29 protein-coding genes are annotated in these 25,594 nt (G+C 68.9%); 20 read left to right on the forward strand and 9 right to left on the reverse strand.

The window, feature by feature from the left end:
• The first annotated feature begins 421 nt into the window (after nucleotides 1-421).
• Together VF106_RS41770 and VF106_RS41775 are read left to right on the forward strand one after the other, a co-directional pair.
• On the forward strand, nucleotides 422-1,255 hold the full coding sequence (locus tag VF106_RS41770; protein ID WP_330845566.1) for a P-loop nucleotide/nucleoside kinase family protein: 834 nt from the start codon (nucleotides 422-424) through the stop codon (nucleotides 1,253-1,255).
• The gene (locus VF106_RS41775) at nucleotides 1,252-1,800 is read left to right on the forward strand and encodes a hypothetical protein (RefSeq protein ID WP_330845567.1); all 549 of its coding nucleotides are present in this window, start codon (nucleotides 1,252-1,254) and stop codon (nucleotides 1,798-1,800) included. The genes VF106_RS41770 and VF106_RS41775 overlap by 4 nt, the downstream gene beginning before the upstream one ends.
• 127 nt (nucleotides 1,801-1,927) lie before the next feature.
• Here VF106_RS41775 and VF106_RS41780 read toward each other — a convergent pair whose 3' ends face one another.
• The 3 genes from VF106_RS41780 to VF106_RS41790 are packed head-to-tail and all read right to left on the reverse strand — an operon-like array spanning nucleotide 1,928 to nucleotide 3,510.
• Entirely contained in the window at nucleotides 1,928-2,788 is an 861-nt protein-coding gene (locus VF106_RS41780; protein WP_330845568.1) for a helix-turn-helix domain-containing protein, read from the reverse strand.
• On the reverse strand, nucleotides 2,785-3,309 hold the full coding sequence (locus VF106_RS41785; protein WP_330845569.1) for a DUF6879 family protein: 525 nt from the start codon (nucleotides 3,307-3,309) through the stop codon (nucleotides 2,785-2,787). Before VF106_RS41785 ends, VF106_RS41780 begins: the two co-directional genes overlap by 4 nt.
• A 6-nt stretch (nucleotides 3,310-3,315) precedes the next feature.
• Entirely contained in the window at nucleotides 3,316-3,510 is a 195-nt protein-coding gene (locus VF106_RS41790) for a hypothetical protein (protein WP_330845570.1), read from the reverse strand.
• 162 nt (nucleotides 3,511-3,672) lie between these two features.
• Here VF106_RS41790 and VF106_RS41795 point away from each other — a divergent pair, with 162 nt between their 5' ends.
• The 13 genes from VF106_RS41795 to VF106_RS41855 all read left to right on the forward strand — a co-directional run bounded on the left by VF106_RS41795 (nucleotide 3,673) and on the right by VF106_RS41855 (nucleotide 12,929).
• A complete protein-coding gene (locus VF106_RS41795; RefSeq protein WP_330845571.1) occupies nucleotides 3,673-3,894 on the forward strand; it encodes a hypothetical protein in 222 nt (73 codons plus the stop codon).
• A 242-nt stretch (nucleotides 3,895-4,136) separates the two neighbouring features.
• Nucleotides 4,137-5,399, forward strand: coding sequence for a hypothetical protein (locus tag VF106_RS41800; protein ID WP_330845572.1), 1,263 nt, complete (start codon nucleotides 4,137-4,139; stop codon nucleotides 5,397-5,399).
• Between the two features lie 22 nt (nucleotides 5,400-5,421).
• Entirely contained in the window at nucleotides 5,422-6,792 is a 1,371-nt protein-coding gene (gene dnaB / locus VF106_RS41805; protein ID WP_330845573.1) for a replicative DNA helicase, read from the forward strand.
• Between the two features lie 761 nt (nucleotides 6,793-7,553).
• Nucleotides 7,554-7,871 (forward strand): hypothetical protein, encoded by a 318-nt coding sequence (locus tag VF106_RS41810; protein ID WP_330845574.1) that lies wholly within the window; start codon nucleotides 7,554-7,556, stop codon nucleotides 7,869-7,871.
• A gap of 79 nt (nucleotides 7,872-7,950) precedes the next feature.
• Nucleotides 7,951-8,127, forward strand: coding sequence for a hypothetical protein (locus VF106_RS41815; protein ID WP_330845575.1), 177 nt, complete (start codon nucleotides 7,951-7,953; stop codon nucleotides 8,125-8,127).
• Between the two features lie 90 nt (nucleotides 8,128-8,217).
• Nucleotides 8,218-8,514, forward strand: a complete 297-nt coding sequence (locus tag VF106_RS41820; RefSeq protein ID WP_330845576.1) for a hypothetical protein — start codon at nucleotides 8,218-8,220, stop codon at nucleotides 8,512-8,514.
• 14 nt (nucleotides 8,515-8,528) lie between these two features.
• Nucleotides 8,529-9,023, forward strand: coding sequence for an NUDIX domain-containing protein (locus VF106_RS41825; protein WP_330845577.1), 495 nt, complete (start codon nucleotides 8,529-8,531; stop codon nucleotides 9,021-9,023).
• An 81-nt stretch (nucleotides 9,024-9,104) separates the two neighbouring features.
• Nucleotides 9,105-9,410: a hypothetical protein gene (locus VF106_RS41830; protein WP_330845578.1), complete on the forward strand. Its 306-nt coding sequence runs from the start codon at nucleotides 9,105-9,107 to the stop codon at nucleotides 9,408-9,410.
• A 26-nt stretch (nucleotides 9,411-9,436) separates the two neighbouring features.
• The gene (locus VF106_RS41835) at nucleotides 9,437-10,273 is read left to right on the forward strand and encodes a hypothetical protein (RefSeq protein WP_330845579.1); all 837 of its coding nucleotides are present in this window, start codon (nucleotides 9,437-9,439) and stop codon (nucleotides 10,271-10,273) included.
• A gap of 9 nt (nucleotides 10,274-10,282) precedes the next feature.
• Nucleotides 10,283-11,032 carry a hypothetical protein gene (locus tag VF106_RS41840; RefSeq protein ID WP_330845580.1) on the forward strand — a complete coding sequence of 250 codons (750 nt, stop codon included), beginning with the start codon at nucleotides 10,283-10,285 and terminating at the stop codon, nucleotides 11,030-11,032.
• A 27-nt stretch (nucleotides 11,033-11,059) separates the two neighbouring features.
• Complete coding sequence (locus tag VF106_RS41845) at nucleotides 11,060-11,434, forward strand: DUF4262 domain-containing protein (protein ID WP_330845581.1); 375 nt, start codon at nucleotides 11,060-11,062, stop codon at nucleotides 11,432-11,434.
• A 36-nt stretch (nucleotides 11,435-11,470) separates the two neighbouring features.
• Nucleotides 11,471-12,346 carry a 5'-3' exonuclease gene (locus VF106_RS41850; protein ID WP_330845582.1) on the forward strand — a complete coding sequence of 292 codons (876 nt, stop codon included), beginning with the start codon at nucleotides 11,471-11,473 and terminating at the stop codon, nucleotides 12,344-12,346.
• Between the two features lie 169 nt (nucleotides 12,347-12,515).
• On the forward strand, nucleotides 12,516-12,929 hold the full coding sequence (locus VF106_RS41855; protein WP_330845583.1) for an RRQRL motif-containing zinc-binding protein: 414 nt from the start codon (nucleotides 12,516-12,518) through the stop codon (nucleotides 12,927-12,929).
• A 1-nt stretch (nucleotide 12,930) separates the two neighbouring features.
• Here the strand turns inward: VF106_RS41855 and VF106_RS41860 are convergent, their stop codons facing one another.
• The 5 genes from VF106_RS41860 to VF106_RS41880 all read right to left on the reverse strand — a co-directional run bounded on the left by VF106_RS41860 (nucleotide 12,931) and on the right by VF106_RS41880 (nucleotide 17,402).
• Complete coding sequence (locus VF106_RS41860; protein WP_330845584.1) at nucleotides 12,931-14,070, reverse strand: 3-dehydroquinate synthase family protein; 1,140 nt, start codon at nucleotides 14,068-14,070, stop codon at nucleotides 12,931-12,933.
• A 90-nt stretch (nucleotides 14,071-14,160) separates the two neighbouring features.
• A complete protein-coding gene (locus tag VF106_RS41865) occupies nucleotides 14,161-14,889 on the reverse strand; it encodes an SDR family NAD(P)-dependent oxidoreductase (protein WP_330845585.1) in 729 nt (242 codons plus the stop codon).
• A gap of 62 nt (nucleotides 14,890-14,951) precedes the next feature.
• Nucleotides 14,952-15,872 carry a VOC family protein gene (locus VF106_RS41870; protein ID WP_330845586.1) on the reverse strand — a complete coding sequence of 307 codons (921 nt, stop codon included), beginning with the start codon at nucleotides 15,870-15,872 and terminating at the stop codon, nucleotides 14,952-14,954.
• A gap of 1 nt (nucleotide 15,873) precedes the next feature.
• Entirely contained in the window at nucleotides 15,874-16,056 is a 183-nt protein-coding gene (locus tag VF106_RS41875) for a hypothetical protein (RefSeq protein ID WP_330845587.1), read from the reverse strand.
• Nucleotides 16,053-17,402: an aspartate aminotransferase family protein gene (locus VF106_RS41880; protein WP_330845588.1), complete on the reverse strand. Its 1,350-nt coding sequence runs from the start codon at nucleotides 17,400-17,402 to the stop codon at nucleotides 16,053-16,055. Before VF106_RS41880 ends, VF106_RS41875 begins: the two co-directional genes overlap by 4 nt.
• A gap of 184 nt (nucleotides 17,403-17,586) precedes the next feature.
• On the opposite strand from VF106_RS41880, the gene VF106_RS41885 reads away from it, so the two are divergent.
• From VF106_RS41885 to VF106_RS41905, 5 genes are all read left to right on the forward strand, one after another.
• Nucleotides 17,587-18,351 carry an SDR family NAD(P)-dependent oxidoreductase gene (locus VF106_RS41885; protein WP_330845589.1) on the forward strand — a complete coding sequence of 255 codons (765 nt, stop codon included), beginning with the start codon at nucleotides 17,587-17,589 and terminating at the stop codon, nucleotides 18,349-18,351.
• A gap of 82 nt (nucleotides 18,352-18,433) precedes the next feature.
• Nucleotides 18,434-19,462 (forward strand): ketoacyl-ACP synthase III family protein, encoded by a 1,029-nt coding sequence (locus VF106_RS41890; RefSeq protein ID WP_330845590.1) that lies wholly within the window; start codon nucleotides 18,434-18,436, stop codon nucleotides 19,460-19,462.
• A 34-nt stretch (nucleotides 19,463-19,496) separates the two neighbouring features.
• Complete coding sequence (locus VF106_RS41895) at nucleotides 19,497-20,480, forward strand: 3-oxoacyl-ACP synthase III family protein (protein ID WP_330845591.1); 984 nt, start codon at nucleotides 19,497-19,499, stop codon at nucleotides 20,478-20,480.
• A gap of 78 nt (nucleotides 20,481-20,558) precedes the next feature.
• Nucleotides 20,559-21,929: an MFS transporter gene (locus VF106_RS41900; protein WP_330845592.1), complete on the forward strand. Its 1,371-nt coding sequence runs from the start codon at nucleotides 20,559-20,561 to the stop codon at nucleotides 21,927-21,929.
• Between the two features lie 37 nt (nucleotides 21,930-21,966).
• Nucleotides 21,967-23,496 (forward strand): serine hydrolase domain-containing protein, encoded by a 1,530-nt coding sequence (locus VF106_RS41905; protein ID WP_330845594.1) that lies wholly within the window; start codon nucleotides 21,967-21,969, stop codon nucleotides 23,494-23,496.
• Between the two features lie 82 nt (nucleotides 23,497-23,578).
• Here the strand turns inward: VF106_RS41905 and VF106_RS41910 are convergent.
• Nucleotides 23,579-25,594 (reverse strand): oxidoreductase (locus tag VF106_RS41910; RefSeq protein WP_330845595.1); only part of this gene is annotated, 2,016 nt, incomplete at its 5' end.

Below are 25,594 nucleotides of genomic sequence, written 5' to 3' on the forward strand. Positions count from 1 at the left end.
TCACGGTCGGCGGCGAAGCTTTGTGTCAGTAGGTCAGCCTTTTCGCGGAGCACGGCCACCGTGGACGCACCACGGGGCCGACAGGCCAACAGTTGCTCACGTCTGTAGTTCTTCGCACGTATCGCCGAAACGCTCGACGGCGGAGGTCAGCCCACACCTGGCGTCGCCTCCCGGCGAGACCAGGTGCCGCACCGGCGCACACCCGGGGGCCTTGTCGAGCGAGGTGGGGGTCGGACCCGGTCCTCGCCGCTGATCTGGTTCAGACAGTAACTCGCGGTTCAGATGGCGTCAACGACTATCGTCAGTTCACCCGATTGTCACCTGGTCGGGCTAGTCGAAAACAAGATCACAACACTCGTCCTTTCCCGACACACACAAGTGTTGTTACCGTCTGGACCACAATGACCTGACCTTGACACCTATGGAGGCCCGCGTGACCGAGCGACCACCGATCACCGCCGCCGACCGGCTGGCGCGAGACCTCCGGGTCGAAATCGAGGCACGCCGCCTTCCACACGGCACGCGACTTCCATCCACGAAGGTCATGGCAGAGCGTCACGGGGCGTCAGCGACCACCGTCTCCAGAGCGGTCCAGCAGCTGGTGGACGAGGGCCTCGTCATCGCGGTCGCGCGCACCGGACGCGTGGTCAACTTCCCAGCGCCCGAAGAACCCAAGACGCCCGACCGTCTCGTCGTCGTCCTGATCGGCGGCTACGCCGGAAGCGGCAAGACCGAGCTCGGGCGCGTCCTCGCCCGGCTCACGCGGTGGGCCATGATCGACAAGGACTCGATCACGCGGGCCGTCGTCGAGGCCGCCTTATCGACCATCGGGCTATCGCCACACGACCGCGAGTCACCGCAGTACCGCAACGTGGTGCGCCCCGCGGAGTACGAAGCGCTCCTCATGACCACCGAGGAGAACATCGAGTGCGGCACGTCGTGCATCGTCACCGCCCCGCACGTCTCCGAGTTCGCAGATCCCGCCTGGTGCAAGCGCACAAGGTCCGCCCTCGCCAGTCGCGGCGCGAAAGTCCAGTTCGTCTGGGTCTCGTGCGACCCCGAGACGATGCACCGCTACATCCGCAAGCGCGGAGCTGCCCGCGACGCCGCCAAGCTCGCCGACTGGGATGCGTGGATCGGCTCGCTCGACCTCAACCTGCGGCCCGCGACCGAGCATCTCATCATCGACAACTCGGCCGGGGCTCCGCCGCTGCAGGAACAAGCCGAGGCCCTGCTCGCCGCGGTTATGCAGTGAGCGCCCGACCGGCCGGGCTGGTCCTCTACGGACCGCCGGCCGTCGGGAAGTCGACCATCACGACACACCTCACCTCGCTCGATCCGCGCTTTGTCGTCTGTCCCATTCTCAAGACCGGACGCGGCCGGACGGCTGGTTACACCATGGTCAGCAGCGCCAGCCTCGCCGCGCGCGCTGCGGCCGGGGACCTCGTGACGACCTGGCGGCGCTACGGCGCCCGCTACGCCATCGCCCGTTCGGTGCTGACGCGCATCGCTGGCTCCGGGAGCGTGCCGGTCGTTCAGCTCGGCTCCGTCCGCGCCCTCACGGCGGTCACCCACGTCACCGCGCTGCGCTGGACCGTCGTCCAGCTGTGGGCCGACCGCACCGTGTGCGCCGACCGGGCCCGCCGGCGCAACACCGGCGACCTCGACGCGCGGATGGCCGCGTACGACCAGACCCACCAGCTTGCTCGCTGCCAGGTCAACCTGCACCTCGACACCGGCCGCATCAGCATCCCCGCGGCGGCCTGCGTGATCCGACGCGCCGTGCCGCACCCGGCCTGACCCGTGTGCCGATGGAGCCCCGGCCCCGCTGGCCGGGGCTCCACCCATGTGCGCCGTCTTTCACTGTGGAGTTCTCAAGCTGCGTGAGTCACTCCTGCCTGCCTGAGTGACTCAATGTGCGCATGCGTTAGGCCCAGGGGGCATTTGTGACGACCTCCCGGAGGTATCCCGGCAGGTCAGTCCCGGTGACGGCCTGGCGCGCCAGCTGCTCGAAGTGGGCGATGTAGGCGGCGACCTCGTTCTCGGCGCGGATCGTCAAGCCACGCGTGACGGTCTCGACGAGCACGATCGCGCCGTCGTCGGCGGCGGGTTCGCCCAGCACGGCGAACGCATGATGAGTGTGCGTCCGTTCGCGCGCCCGGAACGGGATCACCCCGACCTCCACGTTGGTCCGTTGCGCTGCCTCGAGCACATGCTCGACCTGGTCGACCATCGCGCGACGGTCGAGCAGGTTGCGCCGAAACGCCGTCTCGGTGCACAGCAGCCGATAGCGCTTGCCGGTGTCGTCCAGCACGGCCTGCCGGGCCACCCGCGCCTCGACGACCGCGGCGCTGTCCTCGTCGTTGACCACGTGCTCCTCGCCGAGACGGAACATCACCTCGGCGTAGGCCGCGGTCTGCAGCAGGCCCGGGACGACGTCCATGCCGAACTCGCGCACCACGGACGCCGCGGTCTCCATCAGCCCGATGTCGTTCTGCAGGCTCCGCCGGCCGCGCGCGAGCTCACGCCGCCACTCGGGGAGGCGAACGGCGGCGCTCTCCGCCAGGGCGACGAGTGCTTGCTGCTCCCCGATCGGCGCCCCCACCTCCTGTGCCCAGCGCTTGACCACGTCCGGCTTGGCAAGCGCAAGCCCGCGGTCGATGCGGCTCACCATCGACTGGCTGATGTCCAGCCGCTCGGCGAGCCGCCACGTGCTGATGCCGCGCGCTTCTCGGAGCGTGCGCAGACGCGCTCCGAGTTCGCGCCGCTGCTGTGGATGCATCGTCATGCGATCAGCCGCGGTTCCCACACGGCGAGGAAGTCCCCGAGCGACACCGCGTGGCGCATCGCGACCGCTCGCATGCCCAGGTACCGCTGCACGTCGTCGACGCGCTGCGCGCCGACCGGGTGGCCCGCGTGGTCGTAGTCCATCCGCACCACGACGTCGCCGTCGTCAAAGATCCAAGCGTCCTCGCGCAGCGGGCCGAGCTCGTCGGCCCATGCCCGATCAGCGACGTACACGTCCTCGCCGGCCATGGCGTTTGCCTGCAGGCCGTGCAGCTCGTACTCGACGTATGGGGTCAGCGGGTACTCGACGATCCGCACGCGCCACCAGTGCGCGCCCGCCTGCGTCGTTTCGCGGATGTGTCGTAGCCACGGGTCGTCGGCGACGCCGGGCAGCTGCCGTTCGCCACGCTGCCACGCCGCGAACTCGTCCGCCTCTTGCTCGACGGCGTACGCCGGCAACGTCTCAAGCCGGAACCGATCTTGCGACGCCTCGGCGATCGCTTCCAGCTCGGTCAGGTCCATGCCCGGCTACGCGATCTTCGCGGCGGCCACGACGCTCCGCTTCAGCCGCACCGCGATCTCGCCGTCCGCCAGTTCCACGGTCCCCGCCGGGACCGGGTAGCCGACGACCACCAGGTGCTCCGGGTCCGCGTCGTCCACCCACACGCTCGGGCACGTGTAGCTGCTCTTGCAGTCCGGGTCGACGGACAGTCGACGCATCATCCGGATCGCCTCCCTCTGAGTCGCGCTCCCAGCATCGGCCCGTGACTCACTACCAGTCAAGGGTGTGACACGCCGACACGCCCCCCGATCCAGCGAAACTTTGAAGTTTGGGCTAGGTTGATCACGTCTTCACCCGCAGAGCAGTGATGGGAGTGGCAGCCGATGAAGACCATGACCCAGGAATGTCTCACCAAGAGCCCGGCCGGCCTGCGCCGCGCACTCGCCGACATTGGCGAGCTGGGACTCACATTCCACGGCCGGGTTTACGCCCACGCGGTGCCGAGCGATCAGCGGGAGCGAGAGCTTGCCGAGCTCGCCGAGCTCGCTCAGCTCCGCGCCGAGGTCGAGCGCCTGCGAAGCCTCGCTCAGGCCGCCGCTGCCTAACCCCGCACCGCTCGCCTAACCACCGAGCGTTTCCAGAAACACGAAAACCCCCCGCTCCTTTGTCCTTGGCCAGGAGAGCGGAGGGCCTCGCAAATAGTGGAACACCAGCGCCACTACGTACCGCGTCACACGGAGAACCACCACCACGTGGCGCGACCGGAAGGTCCCGTGGACCTCGCATGCCATGGTACCCGAAGGGTGGCCTGGTGCTCTACCTGACACGACCAGGAGCACCGTCACTCATGATCGGCAGCGCACACCTCGCGCAGCACCCGGATGCCCGCCCAACGGAGTCCCGCGCGGGCGAGTCTCCTGTCCACTCCGAGCTTCCGTTCTGGATCACCGCATGCGTGCGTTTGCAACCGCCGCGGCGCCGAAACGGGGCCGCCGTCACCGGGTCGCTCGCGAACGCGGTCTTCCCCGCCGTTCAGGCGCTGATCGCCGACCGTCTCCGCACCGCCCCGGATGTCCGCACGGAGCTCACCCGCGACAGGATCGCCCGCCGTTGCGGCCTTACCGACGGCAAGAGCGCGGCGTGGCTGTTTGACTACCTCGAGCTCATTGGCTTCCTCCGCGTTCAGCGCCACTACGCGGTCCCGGGCCGGGGCCGCAGCGCCGACACGTTCACCGTCTACACCCAGCCGCCAGCGACCTACTGCGGGCCGCGCACCCACGCCGAGCTCGAGCGCGCGCTCGACGATCCGGACCGCGACCACGCGGCAGTGCTGTTCCTCGACCAACCCGCACGACCTACCGACAGTCACCGATCGCCCACCTTCGCAGCTGAGCGCGGAGACGAATCACCGACCTTGCTCCCTGAAACCGCAGGTCACGCCGAAAATGGCGGATCGCCGACGTTCGCGTTTGAGGCCGGGGACGAATCGCCAACCTTGCTCGCTGAAACCGCACGTCGCGCCGAAGGTCATCCATCTGCGACCGTCCCTCTGATCGATCGATCTTCGATCCGAAAGATCGAAGGATCGATCGAGCCCGTGCCGGGCGGAACGGCTGCGCCGCCCGCCACGGGCCTCGAGGCGGACCAGGCCGCCGCCGTTCGCGAGCTCGTCTCCCGCCTGGGCTGGGCCGAGTGGTCGCGGCGCCGGACGAACGGCCGCTTCTGGCTGTCCCTGGCCGGCGCCAACGAGGTCGAGGCCGCGATCTGCGCCGCGGTCGCCCGGGGCGCGGTCACGCTCGACCAGGCCGCCCAGGTCGCGCAGGACGCCCTGTTCGAGGCCAGGAAGACTCCCGTGGTCTTCGTCGCCCGCGCGTTCAGCTCGCCGACTCTCGAACGTCGCATCCTCGCCCTCGGCGCCGCGCCGCTGTCCGACAACCCGATGCCCGCGCCGGACGAGCCGGACGAGCCCACCGAGCCCGCGCCCGCCGGCACGGCGGTCCTGCCCGCGTGCTCGACCTGCCGCGCCGCCGAAGGCGAGACCGCGCAGTACCGCTGGGTGGAAGACGACGACCGCCGCGCGCGCCCCTGCCCTGACTGCCTACCCAACTGACCCCCGAACCCGGAGAGTGCCGATGTCCACCACGTATGCACCCGAGCCCGCCGCCGTCCCGAACGGCGAGCCGCTCCCCCCGCACGATCTGCTCGCTGAGCAGTCCGTCCTCGGCGGCATGATGCTGTCGTTCGACGCGATCCCCGATGTCACCGCGGTCATGGGGTCCGCCGACTTCTACCGGCCGGCGCACAGCCTGATCTACGACGCGATCATGCGTCTGTTCGCGGCCGGCGAGCCGACCGACGCGGTCACCGTGTCCGCCGAGCTGGAGCGCCACGGCGAGTTGACTCGGGTCGGTGGCGCGCCATACCTGCACACGCTGCTCGCGACGGTCCCGACCGCGGCAAACGCGAACTGGTACGCCGAGATCGTCGCCGAGAAGGCGCAGCTGCGCCGCCTCGTCCAGGCCGGCATGCGGATCACGCAGCTCGGCTACGCCGCCGCGTCGGGCGACGAGGTCAGCCTCATCGTCGACCGCGCCCAGGGCGCCCTCGACGCCGTCACCGACGCACGCACGGCCCACGCTGGTTACACCCTCCTGTCCGACCTGCGCCCGACCGAGCTTTCGCTGCTCGACGACGTCCAGGCCGGGCGTATCCCGCCCGGCCTCTCGACCGGCTTCTACGACCTGGACCACATCACCGGGGGGCTCCGGGGCGGCCAGTTCATCGTCGTCGCCGGGCGCCCGGGGATGGGCAAGTCCACCCTCGCCGTCGACTTCGCGCGCGCGAACTCGATCCGCGGCGACGGAACGTCAGTGATCTTCACGCTGGAGATGTCCCGCACTGAGATCTGGCGGCGCATCGTGGCGGCCGAGTCAAAGATCCGCCTCACCGCCCTGACGACGCCAGGCGCTCTGACGCCAAAAGACCAGGACGACGTGCACAAGGGGCTGAACAAGATCGACAATGGCGGGCCCCTGTTCATCGACGACACCGCCAGCATCACGGTCGCGGAGATCCGCGCCAAAGCCCGCCGCATCCGAGCCCGCCATGGCCTGGACCTGATCGTCGTGGACTACCTGCAGCTCATGACCAGCGGCCGGCGTGTCGAATCACGCCAGGTCGAGGTGAGCGAGATGAGCCGCAACCTCAAGCTGCTCGCCAAGGACCTCGACGTGCCCGTCGTCGGCGTGTGTCAGCTCAACCGCGGGCCCGAGCAGCGGGCCGACAAGCGCCCCATGCTGGCCGACCTCCGCGAGTCCGGCTCACTCGAGCAGGACGCCGACATGGTGATCCTCCTCCACCGGCCCGACATGTACGACCGCGACGACCCCAGGGCGGGCGAGGCGGATCTCATCCTCGCGAAGAACCGTTCGGGCCCAACTGGAGTGGTCACCGTCGCCTCGCAGCTGCACTACAGCCGCTTCGCGGATCTCGCCAAGCACTGATCCACGCGGCGCCAGCCGTGCCGCGCCACCGAGGGCTGACGCCGGGTCGGCCGTGCGGCCGGTTGCCGCTCGACTCGCGAGTCATCGCCGCCAACCTCCACTGAACCTCGACACCACCCGATTTCCTCACTGTCAGTGATTGTCCGAAAGTCCGGTCCGGTAGATCACGGGGAACACCCTACCAGGGCCCCAACGCGTGGCCCGCGCACGCGTACGCGTAGGAGTCACCCCCGTCAAATCGAAAGTCCGGCCCAAAGTCCGGCCTGACCGGACTTTCACTGTGCGTAATGTCCGGCCAGCAGCCCGCGCTGCTGGCCGGACCCGTTCCCGGGTGTCCTGGAGCTCTCGCCAGCGGTCAGGGCGTGCCCTCAGCCGCGTCTCGCGATGCCTCACGGCCCCCGCTCGCCGGGCAACCCCGACCGGCCCGCTGCGCCCTTCTGGGACGGTCCGCCCGGTCTCTCCGGTGTCCGCGCCGCAGCCTCGCCGCACCCCCACGCCACCCCCACGCGACACCCTCACGCCACCCCCACACCACCCCCACTCGGCACCCCCACACCACCCCCACTCGCACCCCCATATCCGTGTTGACCTGGAGTTTGGGGGTGGGGTGGCGAGGGTCTTTCGGGAGTCCTTCACCCCCCTCACGGGACCCCATTACTTGGTGCACTTGACCTCATTCATTTGCCACTAGCGCCGGTGGGTTTTGGTGGGTTATGGTGGGCATGCGACAGACGACTGACGACTTCCCGAGAGGACAACCGATGACCTCCGACAACCTGCCCGAGCGCCAGCCCCAACCCATGTCGCCGAAGATCGCGCACGCGCTGCGCGAGCTCGCCGCCGCCCGCCAGCGTCTGCTGGGCCGTCTCGACCCCGCCGACCTCCCGCTCCTCGTTGTCGAGGACGAGGCCACCTCCGTCCGCCCGGACTTCGCGGCCCTCGTGCGCGCCGCCCGCCAGACCGAGCTCGCTCCCCCCACTGCCCGTCGGCCGCTCGTCGTGACCCCCGGCGCCTTCATCACGGACTCCGCCGCCGGGCGCAACCTGCTGCCCAACCCCAGCGACGACGACGCACAATGACCAGCCGCCTTCACCGTGCGCTCAGGATTCACCATTACCCCACTACTGCCAGTGGGTTTTGGTGGGTTATGGTGGGCACGTGACAGAGTTCGCTGACTTCAAGCCAGTACCCACTGTGCGGGTCGATGACCGGCGCCGCATCCCCCTCGGAAAGACCAGCGCACTGCCCGGTGACACGTTTGCGATCTCGCAGCGCGCAGACGGCGCGATCCTCCTGGTGCCAGTGCCAGCGAAGACGACGAGCGAGCGCACATAGAGCGCCGGGGGACCCGCGCAGACAGCCGCCAAGCAAGGTCGCGCAGGCCCCCCGGACCAACCGCTTCCCGATCAAGAAGGGTCCACCCCAGTGTCGCACTACGACGCCGCCGCCGATAGTGGCCGCGCGTACCACGCCCTCGTCGCCAAGGGCCTCGACACCCCGCACGGGCACCTGGCCGCCGCCGAGCTGGCCGGCCATGTCGCCGAGCAAGAGGACGCGCACGCTGCCCGCGCCGCGACACCCGCCAGTCACGTGATGTTCCTGCGCGCCGCTGACCGCGCCCGCGCCACCCGCGACCGGCACAAGCTCCTCGCCGCAGCGTTCCCAGCGAGCAGCTCGCTCCCCACAGACCCCCGCTGCGTCCCCGCAGCGGGTCACCACTGAAACGGAGAACCACCATGGTCAAGCGCCAACCCGCGACCATCCACTACACCGCCGACGTCGTGCTGTTGGCCCCCGTCGACAACCGCCTCAGCGTCTTGCTCGTCGAGCGCGCGCACGAGCCGTACGCCGGGAAGTGGGCGCTCCCCGGCGGTCACGTCGACTCCTGGATCGGCAACGGCGGCAAGCTGAATGGTGAGACTTCCCGCGAGGCAGCCCGCCGCGAGCTCCGGGAGGAGACCGGAATCAACATCAAGGCACACGACCTCATGGAGGTCGGTGCCTACGACGAGATCGGCCGCGACCCACGCGGCCACTACGTCACGATGGTCTACGCGGCCATGCTGGACGCGCCTGCAGAACCCACCCCGGGGACCGACGCGTCACGCGTCGCGTGGCACCCGGCGCTCGACACCCCCGACCTCGCCTTCGACCACGCCGCGATCCTGCACGATCTCATCGGCGGCATGATCGCCAAGCCCGTGGTCACGCGCCGCCGCCGCACGGCATGACAGCTGGTGCCGGGCCCTGTCCCTCACCCTTCGACGGGGCCCGGCACCCGCGCCGCACTCGCATCTCACGGAAGGAACACCATGCAGACCAACCCGGCAGCCACCAACCCAGTCGTCGCCATCATCGCCGCGGCCAAGGCCTTCGCCGACGCCACGGAATCGAACGAGCCCGTGATCGCCACCGAACTGCAGGAACTCCGCAGGCGCGAGGTCGCCGACTACTGCCGAGCGCTCGCTCAGGTCGCCAACCACGTCGCCAGCCTCGTGGAAGCCGGACGCGGCGAGTTCGAGCAGTTCGGCGCGCACGCCGACAGCTACGACGCCGCACACAGCGCACTGCGGAACGCGACCGAGGACCTCACCGCGATCGCACACCAACTCTCCTAGCACTCACCCCGAACGCGAGGATCGCTATGACCTGGCTACACCGCGGCTACCCGCCAGCCCTGGCTCACCGCGGCTTTGTCACCGCGCTTATCGCGCCGAAGACCGACGAGGCCGCCCGCACCGCACCACACGACCGGGTGACCGGTTGGCGCGCGGGCTGCTCGTGCGGCTGGCAGGGGCCGACGGTCGTCGACCGCGAGCGTTGCCCGTCCCCAACCGGCGCGGTGCCGCGGGAGGCGGAGGAAGACATCCTCGCGCCGGAGTGGAGCAGGCACGTGCACACCGAGGTGCCCGAGCTCGCCCTGTACTACGCCGCCGGCGAGGCCACAGCCGCGACCGACCGCGTGGAGGATGCCGTCCGCACCGCTCGCTGGGCTGGCGTCACCTGGGACCGCATCGCCGCCGCGACCGGCCTGACCCGTAGCGCAGCACACTCACGGTGGCGGCGACTCCCCGACCGGTCCGCGCCGACCACGCCGCCCTCCGCACCTTGGCGGCCCGGCTTGAGCCACCCGCGCCTCCGCGAGCTCGTCGACGGCGGACAGGTCCCGCCCGCGACGATGGCAACCGACGAAGCCACGATGGTCGCCCGACACGTCAAGGCGGCACTCATGCACCTCGTCAACGCCGAGGAGATCGCCGAGCGCGCAGGCGTCGACCTCATCGCGTCCCCGCTTGGCAGCGGCCCCGCCTACGACCTGGCCGCGCTCTGGGGAGCCGCGTACGACACGTGCGCCGAGCTCGACTCGTGGGCAATCGCTACGGCCCGACGCAACGGCGCGCGCGACGCGTACGACGGCACGAGCCGCTGGTGTCACAAACCCGGCGGCAGGCTCCCCTTCCCCCAACGTCACGACCACTGAGGGGTCCACATGTATGAGGACGCGATCCTCAAGCTCATCGCCGCCGCCGACCGCGTGTCGCAGTGGCGCGCCGACTTGAAGTCGTTCGTCGACATCATCGAGGGCAACGGCTGGGGGGTTGAGGTCACAGGCCCGCTGCACGACCTCGACACCCTCCTCGCCACCATCGAAGCCACCTACCGCGATCTCGCCGCCGCGATGCAGACAGCCGGCGACGCAGGCGCCGCGGCTCACGAGCAGGCCCCGTGGGTGCCCGACGGCGTGCTCGCCCCGGACTCCGTCCCGGCCGGCGCTGGCGACGGACCACGCGTCTACTGGGACGAACCACCGGCGCCGCCCCGGGCGCCGCGACCGGACCTCACACCCACCGGCGACCTGGTCGTGAACGACCCGATGTGGTGCTACCCGTCCGGCACGCTCGCCCGCGGCGGCTTTGCCCACCTGCGCGTCTGGCCAGTCGAGAAGGGCCACGTCGCGATTGTCACCGACCTACGCATGGGCGGCTCAGTCACCAACTCGGCTGAGGACATCCGGGCGGTCCTCGTCGAGCAGTATGGCGAGCCGCTCACGTTGCTCGAGCACTACAGGCCCGCCGACAACTTCGACGACGACGGACACACGCTCGACGAGATCACGGTCGTCGACGGCCAGCCGAGCTGGCGCAAGGTCTGGCCCGTGCGCCCGGACGACCCCGACCACGAGGCCACGGCCGCCTGGATGCGCGAGCACGGTTTCCCCATGCTCGCCAACCCTGCCTGACCGGCCCCTCGCAGAAAGGTTCGCGCCATGTCCGTCGGCCGCCTCGTCCGCCACGCCGCGTTCTACGTCAAGACCGTCCTCCCGCTTCGCCACGTCCTCACGAGGGCCCGGTGCGCCTTCTACTCGAACCCCTCGCTCAGCTACACAATCGGTCTGTCGCGACACGGGCTCCCCGAGCTGTGCTTCGACGGCCCCGATGCACAGCGGGCGTTCGCGGTGCTCGACGAGCTCCAGCGGCGCCAGTTCGCGCACGGTGCGTTTGAGCCTGGCTACGTCACTCAGGTCGGCGACGTCTGGGTGCGCCTGGACGTCCTCGACGACCCTGAGGATCTCCCGCTGGTGGGCCTCGTCCTGCGGCTCGACCCCGGCACCTTCAGCGCGCTGCGCGTCGTCGCCCTCTGACGCCGACCGTTCTCACCCATCACGGAAGCCGTCGCCATGCTGGTCTGCCTCGACATCTCGAACCTCGTCGCTCGCCACCACCACGCCCCCCGCGCCGAGCCGATCACCGACCCTGAGGGTCGCTCGGTCGCCGGGGCGGTCGGTGCGCTGGACCAGGCGGCGAAACTCATCCGCAAGCTCTCGCCGTCGCACCTCCTCGTCGCGCGCGACGGCACGCGCGCCAACGAAGGTCGGCGCACGATCGACGCCAGCTACAAGGCTCACCGCCCGCCGCCCGATGAGAGCCGCGTCGCCAACTTGCACCTGACCTTCGCGGCGCTGGAGCTGCTGCGCTGGCCGGTCCGCGAGGTCGACCGGTGGGAGGCGGACGACGTCATCGCGTCGGTCTGCGCCGCGTACCGCGGCCGCGTCCTGATCGTCTCCGGCGACAGGGACATGCTCGCGCTCTGCTCCGACCGCGTCCGCGTGCGGCTGCTGCGGGCGGGCGGCGCTCACCTCACCTGCGGCCCGGCGGAGTGCCGGCAGGTGCTCGGCGTCCATCCTCACCAGGTCCGCGACCTCCGGGCGATGGCCGGTGACCGCTCGGACGGTATCCCCGGCGTCCCCGGCGTTGGGCCGAAGTCAGCGCTCACGGCCCTCGCCGCTTGCGGCACGCTGGCTGAGGTCTACCGCCGACTCGACGCCAACGAGCCGATCGACGAACTCAAGCCCAACGTCGTCGCCAAACTCCAGGCCGGCCGCGAACAGGCCCGCACGTCTTGGCGCCTGGCTGGTCTGAACGACGAGCTGCGGGTCGACATCGACGCGCTGGAAGCCGCGGCGGCACTCCGCTTCGCAGCCGTCGAAGAACCGCTACGAGCGCTCGGCCTTGGGGCGCTATTCCCCCGCACCATGAGCTCGATGACCCGGTGACCTACGCAGACCGCCCGCACGGCACCGCTGCGTAGGCCACCCGGCCGCCGACCACTCCCGCGTCCGTACCAGAACCTCGGGAAGGGGCGATCCCATTGTCGCGCCACGATCGCCCGTTCACCAGCGCCATCCGCCACCTGGACCACGTCTGCAGGGCCGGTGAGCCGTCATGGCGCTGAAGCCCCTCGAGCTCTGGGACGGAACGAACACCTTCTGCATGGGCTTCCGCGACGGCCTGCCCTACTGGCGCTGGGGGTGGGCGCCTCAGGGCCTTCGAACACGCACGCAGCTCCGCGCCGCCCGGCGACGCCTTGGCCGTGGCCAGGAGCCCTTCGGGCTGATCGTCTGGAAGCGTGGCCGGCGCACCGCCTTGCTGTACCGCGAGGACCTCACGCAGCCGTCGCGTACCCAGACGCCCGCACTGCTCGCGTCGGTCGCTGCCATGGAACGCGCCCGGCGCACGTGCATCGAGTGCAAGACCACGTACCCGTACCGCATGCCGAAAACACGCATCTGCGGGCCGTGCGCCGAGGCTGCGGAAATCGACGCGACCGTGGCGGAGCTGTGCCTGCAGGACGCCTAGGTCAGGCGACCGGCTGCCAGTCGCGCAGGCACTTGGCCGCGTCGACGAGCTCGTCGACTCCGAGGCTCACGAACCGGTGTCGCTCCTTCTCGTCGGGAACGGGCACCGTGTCCGGCCCCTTGCGTGACCTCGTCGTGTCCTTGATCGCACGTACGAACACGTCTCGCGTGAGCAGTGGGTGCCACATCGGCAGGTCCAGCTTGTGCATCAGCCGCAGCAGCCGCTCGCAGTACTCGCCGCTGACGTACCCGCGTGCCTCTGCGGCCTTGATCGTCACGGCCATGCAGATCCCGACCGACCAGCCGTGTGGCATCGGCGGGACGGCCATCAGCTCGATCGTTTTCCCGATGAAATGCCCAAAGTTCATGGTGCGCAGGGTGATCTTGTCGTCGGGGTTCGACTGGATCGCCCGCAGCATCGTGTCGGTTGCGCGCGCGAGTACTGCTAACGACGGGGCATCGCTCCAACAGGCGGCCTGCATTTCGAGCCCACTGGCCTCCAGGGTCGCGATGATCCCGGGGTCGTCGATCATCGTCTTGACGATCTCGCAGCTCGCGCTACGAACGTGCGCATCGGGCACTGTCCGGAAGAGGTCGGGGTCCGCGATCGTCACCAGCGCGGGACGGTGGACGCGCAGCTTGTTCTTCAGCCGGTCTCCCGACGCCGCCAGCAGGTCGACGAAGTTCTTCGTCCCGACGTCACCGTCGACAGCCGATAGCGGCGTCGTGGCCAACAGGGCGCAGTCCCGTCCGCCATCCCACAGCGCCATCAGCATTCGGACGACGTCGCCGATCGCGCTACCCCCGACCCCGACGACGACGGAATCGGGGCCGAGCTCGACATCCGCGAGCTCGGCGGCCACGGAGCGCACCACGGCGAGGTCCTTCGCCTTTTCCCCGGCCGGGACCGTGATCACCTGCCAGCGGACACCGAGGTCGTCGTAGTAGGCCGCGAGGCTGCCACCCTGCTTCTGCCACGCGTACTCGTCCGCGATCAGCACCTGGTGCCGACCGAGGCCCGCCAGCTCCGGCGACCGCCCGGTGACCATCCCTGGGATGAAGTGCACGCTCCACCGGTGCCTACCGGCCCGCGCCCACCAGTTGTGATGCGGTTCTTTCTCCCACGTCAGCCCGTCAGGCATCGCTGCGAGCTTGGCGCGCACCTCCGCGAGCGTTCCTAGTCCGGATCTGCGTTCCGCGTCCCTGTGACCCACCAACCCGCTCCTTCTTGCTCATCCCCAGGACAGGCCGCCCGTGACCTCGAACACTGTCCCGTTTACGTACGAACTGTCTTTGCTCGCCAGGAAGACCGCACACTGCGCGACCTCGGCGGCCTTTCCCGGCCGACGCATCGCGAACCGCTTGGCGTAGCTCGCCCACACGTGCTCGTGCTCCGCGAGTCGCGCTCCCATGCCCTCGTCGAGCACTCCGGGCGCGATGCCGTTCACACGGATGCCGTCGCGGCCCAGCTCGACGCCGAATCGCTCGGTCAGCGCGTCGACGGCCGCCTTGGTCACGCCGTAGGCCCCCGTGCCTACGGCGGGCCGCCGCGCCATACTCGACGACACCGTGATGATCGTGCCGCCGCCTTGGCGCCGCATCTGTGGGACCACGGCGGTGATCGAGCGGAAGACGCCTGTCAGGTTGACGTCGACGGTCGCCGCCCATGCCTCCTCCGACAGCTCATCCAGCTTGCCGTCGTGGCTCACCGCGGCGTTCGCGACCATGATGTCCACGCGTCCGAGCGCCGCGGTCACGTCATCGACCAGCGCACGCACGGAGCCGCGTTCCGCGACGTCGACGCGCCCGGATAGCAGCGGCCCAGGCCCCCCCGAGAACTGCGGAGCCGACCGCGAGGCGCACACGACCTTTGCGCCCTCTTCGACGAATGCCTCCGCGATCGCCTGCCCGAGTCCCCGGGTGCCGCCGGTCACGATCGCAACTTGTCCTTCGAGCTTCATCGTCCGTGCTCCCTCCCAAGGGCGGCGGCCGCCGCCCACCGCGGCCGCCGACCCGGCTCCCGTCAACCCAGCGCCAGCACCGGTGCCGGCGGGTGACGACAGATCTCGACGGTGGTGCCGAACGGCGTCACGCCGTACGCCCAGTCGAATCCCTTGAGCGCGCCATCCGGGATCCGCATCACGTCCTTGTAGAACTGCATGCCGCCCACCGAGAGCCGCTCGTACTCACCCACGATGTCGTGGGCGTATACCGCGATGTGTCCCTGTCCGAGGTCGCACGTGCGCCGCTTGCCGGTCCCGCGCGGTGACCCGAACTCGTGCAGCTCGACGAACGTGCCGCCGGTGTCGAGGATCCGCCCGCGCAGCTGGATCACTTTCTCGTCCATGCCGAACAGCCGGCCGTCAATCTCGGTCCAGCCTTCGGTCCAGCGCACGGTCCAGCCGTACGCCTCGCAGTACCAGCGCGTCGCGACGTCCAGGTCCTCCACGGTGATCCCCGGGTGGTCCAGCACGAGGCGACCCGCTTCGCCGTGTGGCCGCGCGTGCTGGTGCAGCTCGACCACGGTGCCCCACGGGTCAGCGCCCCACACCCACTGGTGACCAACCAGGCCGCCCGATGTGATCAGCATCGGCTCCCCGAAGAACGTCATCCCCGCGGCCTGCAGTCGGCCGTACTCGTGCGCCAGGTCCTCCGCGTAGAACGAGAGATGGTTGTACCCCGTGTCGCACGGCCGTCGCGGCGATGCGCCCGCCGGCTTGAAGTACTCGTGCAGCTCGAGGAACGCACTCCCGCCGGTGTCAAAGATCGCGCCCTGCAGGCGCACCGCCTCGCCCGGCAACCCTAACCGTGCACCCTCCACGTCGACCGGCTGCTCTCGCCAGACCAGCCGCACGCCGAACAGCGTCGTCCACCAGTCGATCGCCTCGTCCATGGATGGCACCACGATGCCGACGTGGTCCAGCGACAACCTCCCTGCTGTCACGTCACGCTCCCTTGCGCCTGCGCAGTGCGCCTAGCACCCTGCGGATGGCCGGCGCGGGCCCGCGCCTCGGCATCGCGCCCGCGACACCCTCGACGTCGACGCGCTCCGGCCGTGCGTCGTCTGCTGCGTCTGCGTCGGGCATCGGCATGCCGACGTGGTCGAACACCGGCTCCTCCTTTGTCACGCCCCGTCTCCCACCTTGAGGGCCTCGCGCAGCGCGTCCCGCTGCGCCTCAAGCGTCAGGTCGATGTCCGCCTGAGTGTGCGCCGCGCTGATCACGCAGCGCCCGGCCCCGTCGTATCCCGGCTTTTCCCAGACCCCACGCCGCACCAGCCCGCGCCGGTGCCGCGCAAACAGCACGCGGTCGCCCGCCAGGACGTCGCTGTAGTCGGTCGGCTCCGGGCCGAACCACAGTGTGTAGACACTCCCGAGCCCGAGGACGCTCGCCTCGATGCCAGCTTCCGCCACGATGTCGCGCAGGCCGGCCCGCATCGCCTCACCGAGGCGGTTGATGTGCTCGTGAATCTCGCCGTTTGCGAGCACGTCATCGGTCGCGAGGCCCGCGGCGAGCGCGGCCGGGAACGCGTTGTACGTGCCTGTCCACGCCACGTCCCCGAGCGGACGCGTCGAGAACCGGTCCATGAGCTCCGGTCGTCCACGCAGATAGCTCAGCGGCACTACGCCGCCGCTGACCGCCTTCCCGCCGGCGGTCAGATCGGGCTGAACCCCCTCGACGACCTGGTAACCGCCCAAGTGCAACCGCGTTCCCGTCACCATCTCGTCGAAGACGAGCAGACTCCCGAACTCGTCGCAGAGCTCCCGCAGACCCCGCAGATAGCCAGACCGCGGCAGGATCGTGGGAGCGGAGTGGAGCACCGGCTCGACCATCACCGCGGCGATGCGCTCCCCGTGCTGCTCGAGCAGGCCGCGGATCGCCCCAAGGTCGTTGTACTTGACCACCATCGTCTTCGCCACGACCTCAGGCAACATGCCCTTCGAGTGCGGCATCGGCCGGCCGAGCCACTCGGCAGTTGGGTCGACGCTGACCAGCGCGCCGTCCCAGTAGCCGTGATAACCGCCCTCCGCCTTGATGTAGCAGTCACGCCCCGTCACCGCTCGTGCGAGCCGGCCGGCGTACTGCGTCACGGTCGACCCTTCGCATGCGAAGAGGATCGACTGCCGCCAGGGCACGTGGGCAAGCAGGCGCTCGGCGAGCTCCACCTCGCCGACCGTTATCCCGGCGCCGATCACCGATCCGCCCCTCATCGCCTCGTACGTCTTCTCGATGACGTACTCGGGCGCCTGGCCCAAGATGTTCGGACCGCCCCCGCCCCAGTAGTCGATGAGTTCCTCGCCCGTCGCGGTCCTGATCCGGGCCTTGCCCCCGCCGGTGAAGACCAGGCAAGGATCGTCCTTCCTGCGGTTTGCGGATTGCACCCCGCCCGGAATCACTTCGCAGGCACGTTTCTTCCAGTGCGCCGACTGGGGAGACTCGAACTGCACTTCGGCCATGCCGATCGCCCTTTCCATCCGCTCGATGAGAGCATCCGACCGACCCTAGCCCGCGCGTAGCACACCGCCATATCCCCCGAACGGTCGACCGCCCTCACGCAGCAGCGCGCCTCGTCCGTCCAGCCTCTTTGGCGCGGCCGCGCGGTCGGCTACGGTCGGGGTGACCCACACGTTTGAGCGCTCATGGAGGGGACGCCGAACCATGACTGACTTCGGCCCGCTCGCCGGTCACACCGCGCTGGTGACCGGCGTCGGCAGCGCCGCCGGCATCGGCTACGCCACCGCGCGCCTGCTCGCCCGTCGCGGCGCAACGGTCGCCGTCACCGCCAGCTCGCCGCGCGCCCACGACCGCGGCCGCGAGCTCGCGGCGCCGGCGTACGTCGCCGACCTTGGCGACTGGAACGCGACCGAGCGCCTGGTCGAGGAGGTCGCCACACACATCGGCTGGCCGGACATCCTCGTCAACAGCGCCGGCGGCCGCCAGGACGGCACGCCACCCGCCAACGTCCCGTTCGCGCAGCTCGAACCGAAGGCCTGGCACCGCGTCCTCGACGCGAACCTGACCGCGGCGTTTCACCTCTGCCGGCTGATCGCGCCGGGCATGGCGTCCCGCGGCTACGGGCGCATCGTGACCGTCTCGTCGGTCACCGGTCCGCACGTCAGCCTTCCCGGCGTCGCCGCCTACAGCGCGGCGAAGGCCGGCGTCGACGGGCTCACCCGCGCCCTGGCGCTCGAGGTCGCGGCCCGCGGCGTCACGGTCAACAGCGTGGCCCCGGGCTTTATCGACACGGCGATGATGACCGTGTCCGACCGCGAGGCCGCCGCGCGCACGCCGATCGGCCGGCCCGGGACGGGGGACGAGGTCGCCGAGCTCATCGCGTTCCTCGCCACGCCGGCGGCGTCGTACATCACGGGCCAGTCGCTCGTGATCGACGGCGGGAACACGGTTCAAGAGGCCAAGGTCTGAGGGGCGTGAACCTGGGACCACGTCGTGAGTCCCGCCGACGGAGGCAACCGTGTCTCCGACGACCAGCGAGCAAGGAGCACGGATGCGTTGGGATCACGTCGACCTCTTCGTGGCCGGAACGGGCGCGTACGTTCCGCCGATCACCCCCGCCGCTACGGTCATCGCCGCCGGAGGCTACGCCCCAGACGAGGCTGCCCGAACTCAGCAAGTTGGGGCCGCCATCGCTCCGCCCGGGCAGTCCACCACCGAAATGGCCGCCACCGCGGGCCGTGCCGCTCTCGAACGGTCTGGGCACGCGCCAGACGACGTGGCCCTGCTCCTTCACACCTGGTCAATGCACTGCGGCGTCGACCTCGCGAACGCCGCTGCTGACGTGCAGAATCGACTCGCGATCGGCTCCCAGTGCTACGCCGCCGAGCTACGAAACGGTTGCAACGCGGCTCTCGGCGGCCTCCAACTCGCGTGCGCGTACCTCGTCGCGTGCCCCAGTGCAGCCATGTCTGCGGCGGTCATCACGTCCGGGGACACGTGGCCGGCCCCTTATATCGACCGCTGGCAGACCGGCTCGGGGTTCGTCATGGGTGACGGAGGCGGCGCCCTTGTCGCGTCCAGACGAAGCGGTTTCGCCCGGATCCTTGCGACCGCCTCGGTCACCGATCCGTCCCTCGAGAAGCTCGGGCGCGGCGACGAGCCATATGGACCGTGTCGCCACAGCGCCGCTCACCCCATCGTCCTTCGCGACCGCGCACGTAGTTTTTGGGCAACCGAGATGACACGTGACGAGTTCTGGCGACGCCACGACCGTGGCATCTCTGCCGCGGTTCACGCGGCCACCGGCGACGCACAGGTTGAGATCGCCGATGTCGATCACGTCGTGTACCAGTTCCTGGGGCGTGAGCTCATTGAGCGCGAGCTCCGACCAATCGGCCGCGACGTCGACGACGACCTGTGGGCGTACGGCCGCAACATCGGCCACATGGGACCTGGAGACCATCTCCTTGGTCTGCATCGACTCGTCGAGTCAGGGCGATTCAAGCCGGGCAACACGGCTCTGCTTGTCGGTGGCGCCACGGGGTTCGCGTGGACTGCAGTGGTCCTCAAGGCGTGTTAGGTCATCTCCAACTCATGCGCAAAGGAGCACGTCAGTGGACATCGGAATCCTCGCCCTCGGCAGTTCCATCGGCGACCTCGAGGTCCCGAATGAGGCGGTCGCGCCCGCCGCGGGTGTCACTCCCGAATGGATCGTGCGTAAGACCGGAATACACACCCGCCGCTATGCGGCACCCGCGACGCCGACATCGTCGCTCGCGGCCGATGCGGTCGAGGACCTCGTCCACGATTACCCCGACGCTCTCGCTGGCGTCGGTGCCGTCGTTGTCGCCACGTCGACCGGCGACCAACCCCAGCCGGCGACCGCAGCGAAGGTTGCCGATCGCCTTGGATTGCCGCCGGTCGCCGCCTTTGACGTCAACGCCGTCTGCTGCGGCTTCATGTATGCGCTCGCCATCGGAGCTGCTCTCGCGAAAGAGACGTGGACTGGTCCGAAGGTCCTCGTCATCGCGGCCGACAAGTACTCGCAGCTCCTCGACGTCACCGATCGTTCTACCGCTCCGATCTTCGGAGATGGAGCGGGGGCCGCCGTCGTCGGTCCCGTGCGCGATGGTTGTGGCTTACGCGCCCTGAGGCTGCGTTGCCGCGGCGAGTTCTACGATGCTGTCGGGGTTCGTGGCGGCGGCAGCCGCCAGCCGCTCGACCCGGCCGCTCTCGTCGAGGGCGCGCAGTACTTCCGCATGCGCGGCCGGGTGGTCGCTGACTACGTGCTTGAGCACTTCCCGCGTCTCATCGACGCCGTCCTCGATGACGCCGGCCTGAAACGGGTCGACATCGATCGCTACGTCTTCCATCAGGCGAACCCGAACATGCTCCGCCAGCTTGCCGACGGGCTCGGAATCGACCGGGAACGCGTGCCGCTGACCGGGCCGTTCTACGGAAACCTCGGAGCCGCGTCACTGCCCGTCACGCTGCACTGGACACACAAACAGCGACCGCTCGCGCGAGGGCAAAGGGTCTTTCTCGGCGCGATTGGTGGTGGCCTTACTGACGGCGGCTGCGTCTACATCGTGGACTGACTGACCCCGTACCGGCCAGTCGATCACCGTCGACCATCCAGGAGGCGTGATCAGCCAGCGCGCCATGAAGGACTGACCATGCGTCCTGCTCTCCGCACGATCATCACGTCGCTGGCGCCCGTCATCGTGATGCTCGACTTCAACATCGCGGCCGTGGCACTGCCCTCAGTTCGCGACGACCTCGGCTTCTCCCCGGCCACCGCCCAGTGGGTCATCACCGCCGCCGCCCTTCCCTTCGGGTGCTTTCTGATTGCGGGCGGGCGCTTGGCCGACCTCCTTGGGCGGCGTCGCGTCCTCATCGCCGCCCTCGGATTGCTCAGCCTCGCGTCGCTCGGCGCCGGCGTTGCGACGACGCAGGCCGGTCTGCTCGTAGCACGGGCAGCCCTCGGCATCGGCGCCGCGATCGCCGTCCCCGCGGCACTCTCACTTGTCACGGCTCACGTGGATGAGGGTCCGATGCGTGACCGCGCTCTAGGCGTCTACGGCGCCCTCATCTCCTTCGCGCTCGTGTTTGGCACGGTCGTTGGCGGCTTTCTGACAGACGTGTTGGGTTGGCGCTCCGGCTTCTTCGTCGATGCCGGCTTGGCCCTCATCGCGGTCGTGGCCGTACTTCGAGCCACACGCGCCGTACCTGCCGTCAGGCAACCGATGGCCGGTGAGGTGCCACGGGCCGTTGCGACGACCATCGCGCTGGCCGCACTCCTTTGGGCACTCAGCGCTGCCACGAGCGCCGCCGCGCTGTCGCCTGAGGCGGGAGCGCTCTTGATGGTTGCGCTGCTCGCTGGGTGGGCTGCATACCGAGCCGACCGACGCGCGCCACAGCCACTTTTCAGCCGCCAGCTTCTACGTCGCGGCACCGTCGCAGGCGCGACGGTCGCCGCGGTGCTCACGGTCGCAGCTGGCACCGGCGTATTCGTGCTCCTCGCCACCTTCCTACAGGACCTCTTTCGCTACACCGCGGGGACAGGAGGCCTCGCCCTCGCCGTATTGGGCGCGGCGGGCGTCGCGTCAGCACGGACCTGTCCGCTCGCTTCGCGCCGCTTTGGCGTCGTCCCCGTCCTCGTCGTCGCCATGCTGCTTCAAGCCGCTGGAATCCTCCTCATGATCTCGACCCAGCTCGGCGACGGCCTGGCGGCTCTGCTCGCGGGCTGCGCCATCATGGGTGCGGGCCACTTCGCAGCCTGCGTGATGTTTACGACCCTCGCCATACGCGGCGTCGCGTCCGCTTCACACGGTCTGGCCACCGCGATCATCGTGTCCGCCCAGGAGATCGGCGCGGCTGTGGGCCTCGCGGTCTTGACCGCCGTCTCGTCAGCAGGCACCGACGACTCGCCCACTTCTGCCCTTTCCGGCTTCCACCACGCGCTGGCGACGGCCGCCGGGATCTCGGCGGTTGGCGCCCTGGTGGTCGCCGCCATCTTCTCGACAAAGAGCTTCTTGACGCCCTAAAGCGCTGGTCAGCGCAAGCACGGAAGGCCAAGATTCGATGATTTCCGACCGCCTCGCATCGGCTCTGGATACTTTCATTCCCGATGCGATTCGCGTAACGCGCACACCGGGCCTGACCTTCGCGATCGCTGACTCGTCTGGCCTCGCGTACAGCCGTGCTTTCGGCATGGCGGACCTCGGGACACCGACGGTGATGCGACGCGACCACGTCATACGCGCCGGCTCGATCAGCAAGCTTGTTGTGGCGGCCGCCGTATTGCAGCTGCACGACCGCGGCCATCTACGCATCGACGCACCGATCAGCGACTACACGGATCTCGTGGCGACCAACCCGCGCGACCAGACGCGAGTGACGGCCTATCACTTACTCACACACACGTCCGGACTGCGGTGGGACACCAACGACGCGAGTCTCACTGCGCCCCTGCCTCTTCATGAGCATCTGCAGCAGGGCCTTCGATCGCCGCGCGGGCGCGAGTACGGCGGTCGCGGCGCGCGCTGGACGGCGCCAACCGGCCAGTTCCAGTACTCGAACTTCGGCTTTGGCATGTTGGGCCAGCTCGTCGCCACCACGAACCCGGACGGCCTCTCCTTCAGCGACTACGTCGCCCGCGAGATCTTCGGCCCGCTCGCTCTCCGGTCGACCTCGATCCCAGCACCCACAGCTCCCGGGGAGGACGAGAGCTGCCGAGCAACCGGCTACGGCGTATTCGGGTCCTGGGGCGTCCCGTGCCCTCCCATTCATTCAGCGGTCTACCCGGGCGCAGGGCTCCTCACCACCGCGGAGGACTGCGTGAAGTTCCTCGCTGCCCTTTTCCTTCCCGACCATTCGCACTACGGAGCACTGGTGCAGCCGTCGAGCATCCTCACGATGGTCAACCAACACGTAACCACGCTCGTCGAGGATCAGGTGTATGGCTTCGGACTCGGTGTGGCGATGGGCGATCTCGACTCACCCAACGCCTGGATAGGGATCGGTGGGCAATACCCCTTTGGCTGGTGCTCGTTCGCACGCGTGTATCCCCATCACGGCGTAGCCGTTGTAGCGATGTCGAACGCGTTTGACATGGCGCGATGGTTCCAGCCGCCGAGCCGAACGGCCGCGGGCCTGAGCGCCGAGTTCGTCGCGCGCTGGCTCTCCGGCGAAATCTACGACCGTCCTGGCAGCTGGTCGTCGCGCTCCGCGTACGCGGCGGGGTTACTGTTCGGCGACCGAATCTGCGGTCTCCTCAATGCCGACGGGCCGCTCCGACACGACACGATCGTCGCAATGGCCGCTGGAGCGCGGCCCCTCCACGCCGATCGAACGACCTGGGATGCCGAGGCCTTCGCTCGCGGTGCTGCGACCGCGACCGCGGCCGCGCCTGATCCCGTAGCCATACGGACGCTGGTCGACCTACAGACAGGGCGGCTCGACCTCGACCTTCAAGCCCTAGCCTGGGGTGCCAGCACGGCGGCCTTCCCAGCGCCGATGCCATTCTGGGCAGACGCTCAAGGCGAACAGGACCACCACCTTCCGCACTTGGACCTGTACGGCGGCGAGGTTCGCGGCGGGACCGCCGTCTAGTCTTTCGCGGGCAGAGACATCGCGCACGCCCCATTCCTTCGGGCTCATCGAGCGGGCATCCACGACGCGATCGGACACTGCATCAGAACGAAGAGCGTGCCGCAATCCGCGCGCGCGTCGCCGAGCTAACAGCATAGTCGAGAGTTCCGCCAACCACTTCGTCATAGTCGGCATCGATCGCACCCAGCCAGCGGTTCTCGCGGATCCAAGGCAACGGCGTCGCCGGATCGTCCGAGTCGATCTCGCGCGCGAGGCGATGCGCATCGAAGATCGCGTCTGCGACCTGCGGTCGCGGTGCGACGCAGTCGCCGACGCGGTACAGCTCCGAGATGCCGGCGTCGCGGAGACGCGCCGAGTCACGCTTAAGCTCGCGATAGAGCCCATCGTTCGGCACGCGTTGCGTCGTAAGGACGACCGCGTCAGCGGACCACGACACGCGCTTCACCGGGTAGTCACGCAGGAATCCGCTCGCGCCTGACTGGCTGACCTGATCGATCACGTAGCCGATCGCAAGCTCCACACCAAGCTCGTGCAACCGCGGCGTCATCATCTGACTTTCCCCCGTGTACTCCAGGTACGGACCAGGTGACGCCAGCGGCGTGACGAACGTCACGCGTTTACCCTCGAGCGCGAGCCGCTCTGCGAGGCTCACCCCCATGAAGTAGCCCTCGCAGTCGTAGATGATCACGTGGTCACCGGGCACGGCGGCTCCGTCGACCATGATCTGCTCAGGCGTGAAGACGTGGCCATCGGCGGCATCAGCCCCAGGCACTGGTCCTTGGTTAATGCCATTCAGGCCGTCCCGTGCCCAGCGCGATCCGGTCGCGAGTATCACGCGGTCGGCGCCGTATTCCAAGATGTCTTCGAGCGACAATGGCTTGTTTGGCACCACCGCGAGGTTGCTGAGACGCTCGGCAATCGCCTTCCGGTAATCGACGACGCGGATCCACTCGGCGAGGCCTGGCAGTCGCGGAACCCAGTGGAAGTGCCCACCGACGTGTCGGGAACCGTCTACGACGTGGACATACTCGACACCTTGTTGAGCGAGAACGATCCCGCATTCCAGCCCTGCCGGTCCGGCGCCTACGACGAGCACGCTCCGTTCGGCGCTACGTGTCGACGACACGCGCTCGGGATGCCAACCGCGGCGGTACTCCTCGCCGATCGTGGCGTTCTGTGTGCAAACGATCGGGCTAATCGCGTTGATCCGCGACACGCACACGTTGCATCCGATGCACTCACGAATGTCGTCGATGCGTCCCTCGTCAATTTTCACTGGTAGAAACGGGTCCGAGATCGAAGCGCGCGCCGCGCCAATGATGTCCTGCTGGCCGCTCCTGATGACAGCCACCATCGAGTCCGGACTCGTGAAGCGACCAACCGCCACGATCGGCTTCGACGTGTGCGGCCGGACCTTCGAGACCCACTCGCCCTGAAAGTTCTCGCCGTAGAACCGAGATGGCCCAACGTCCTGTGCCCAGTGATTGCGATCCTCGCCGCCAACCTGCAAATCCCACAGGTCGACGAGGTGGTCGGCCAGCTCGATGAAGCCGATCCCGTCGTCGTCGACGCGGATCCCCTCCTCGCCGCGCAGCGAGTCGATGCAGTGGCGCGCAGCGATGGCACAGTCGTCACCGACGGCTTCCTTGACAAGCTCGAGCGTCTCAAGCCAAAACCGAGCGCGGTTCGCGAGCGAGCCGCCGTACTCGTCGGTGCGGTGGTTGTAGAGGCGCATTAGGAACATCGAGCAGATGCTCCATGCTTCAGAGCCGTGAATATTGATGATGTCGAATCCGGCATCTCGCGCGCGCTTGGCCGCTGCCACGTAGTCCGCCTGGAGCTGCCGAATATCGTCCCTGTCCCTCATGTAGGACGCACCGACGAAAAAGTGATCGTCGGAGATGTTCGAGACCGTCCGGGCCGGAAGACGGCTTTCGAAACCCGAGATCCCTGATCCAGTGGTCGCGAGCTCGATGCCTGCCAGCGAGTCCGCCGCATGGATTCGGTCAGTCACCAAGCTCCAGTTGCGGACGTCTGCGTTGTCCCATATCCGCGACACCACGAGAAAGCCCGTGTAGTCGGACTCCGGGCAGATCTG

Source organism: Actinophytocola sp. (assembly GCF_036378875.1).
Taxonomy (GTDB): Bacteria; Actinomycetota; Actinomycetes; order Mycobacteriales; family Pseudonocardiaceae; genus Actinophytocola.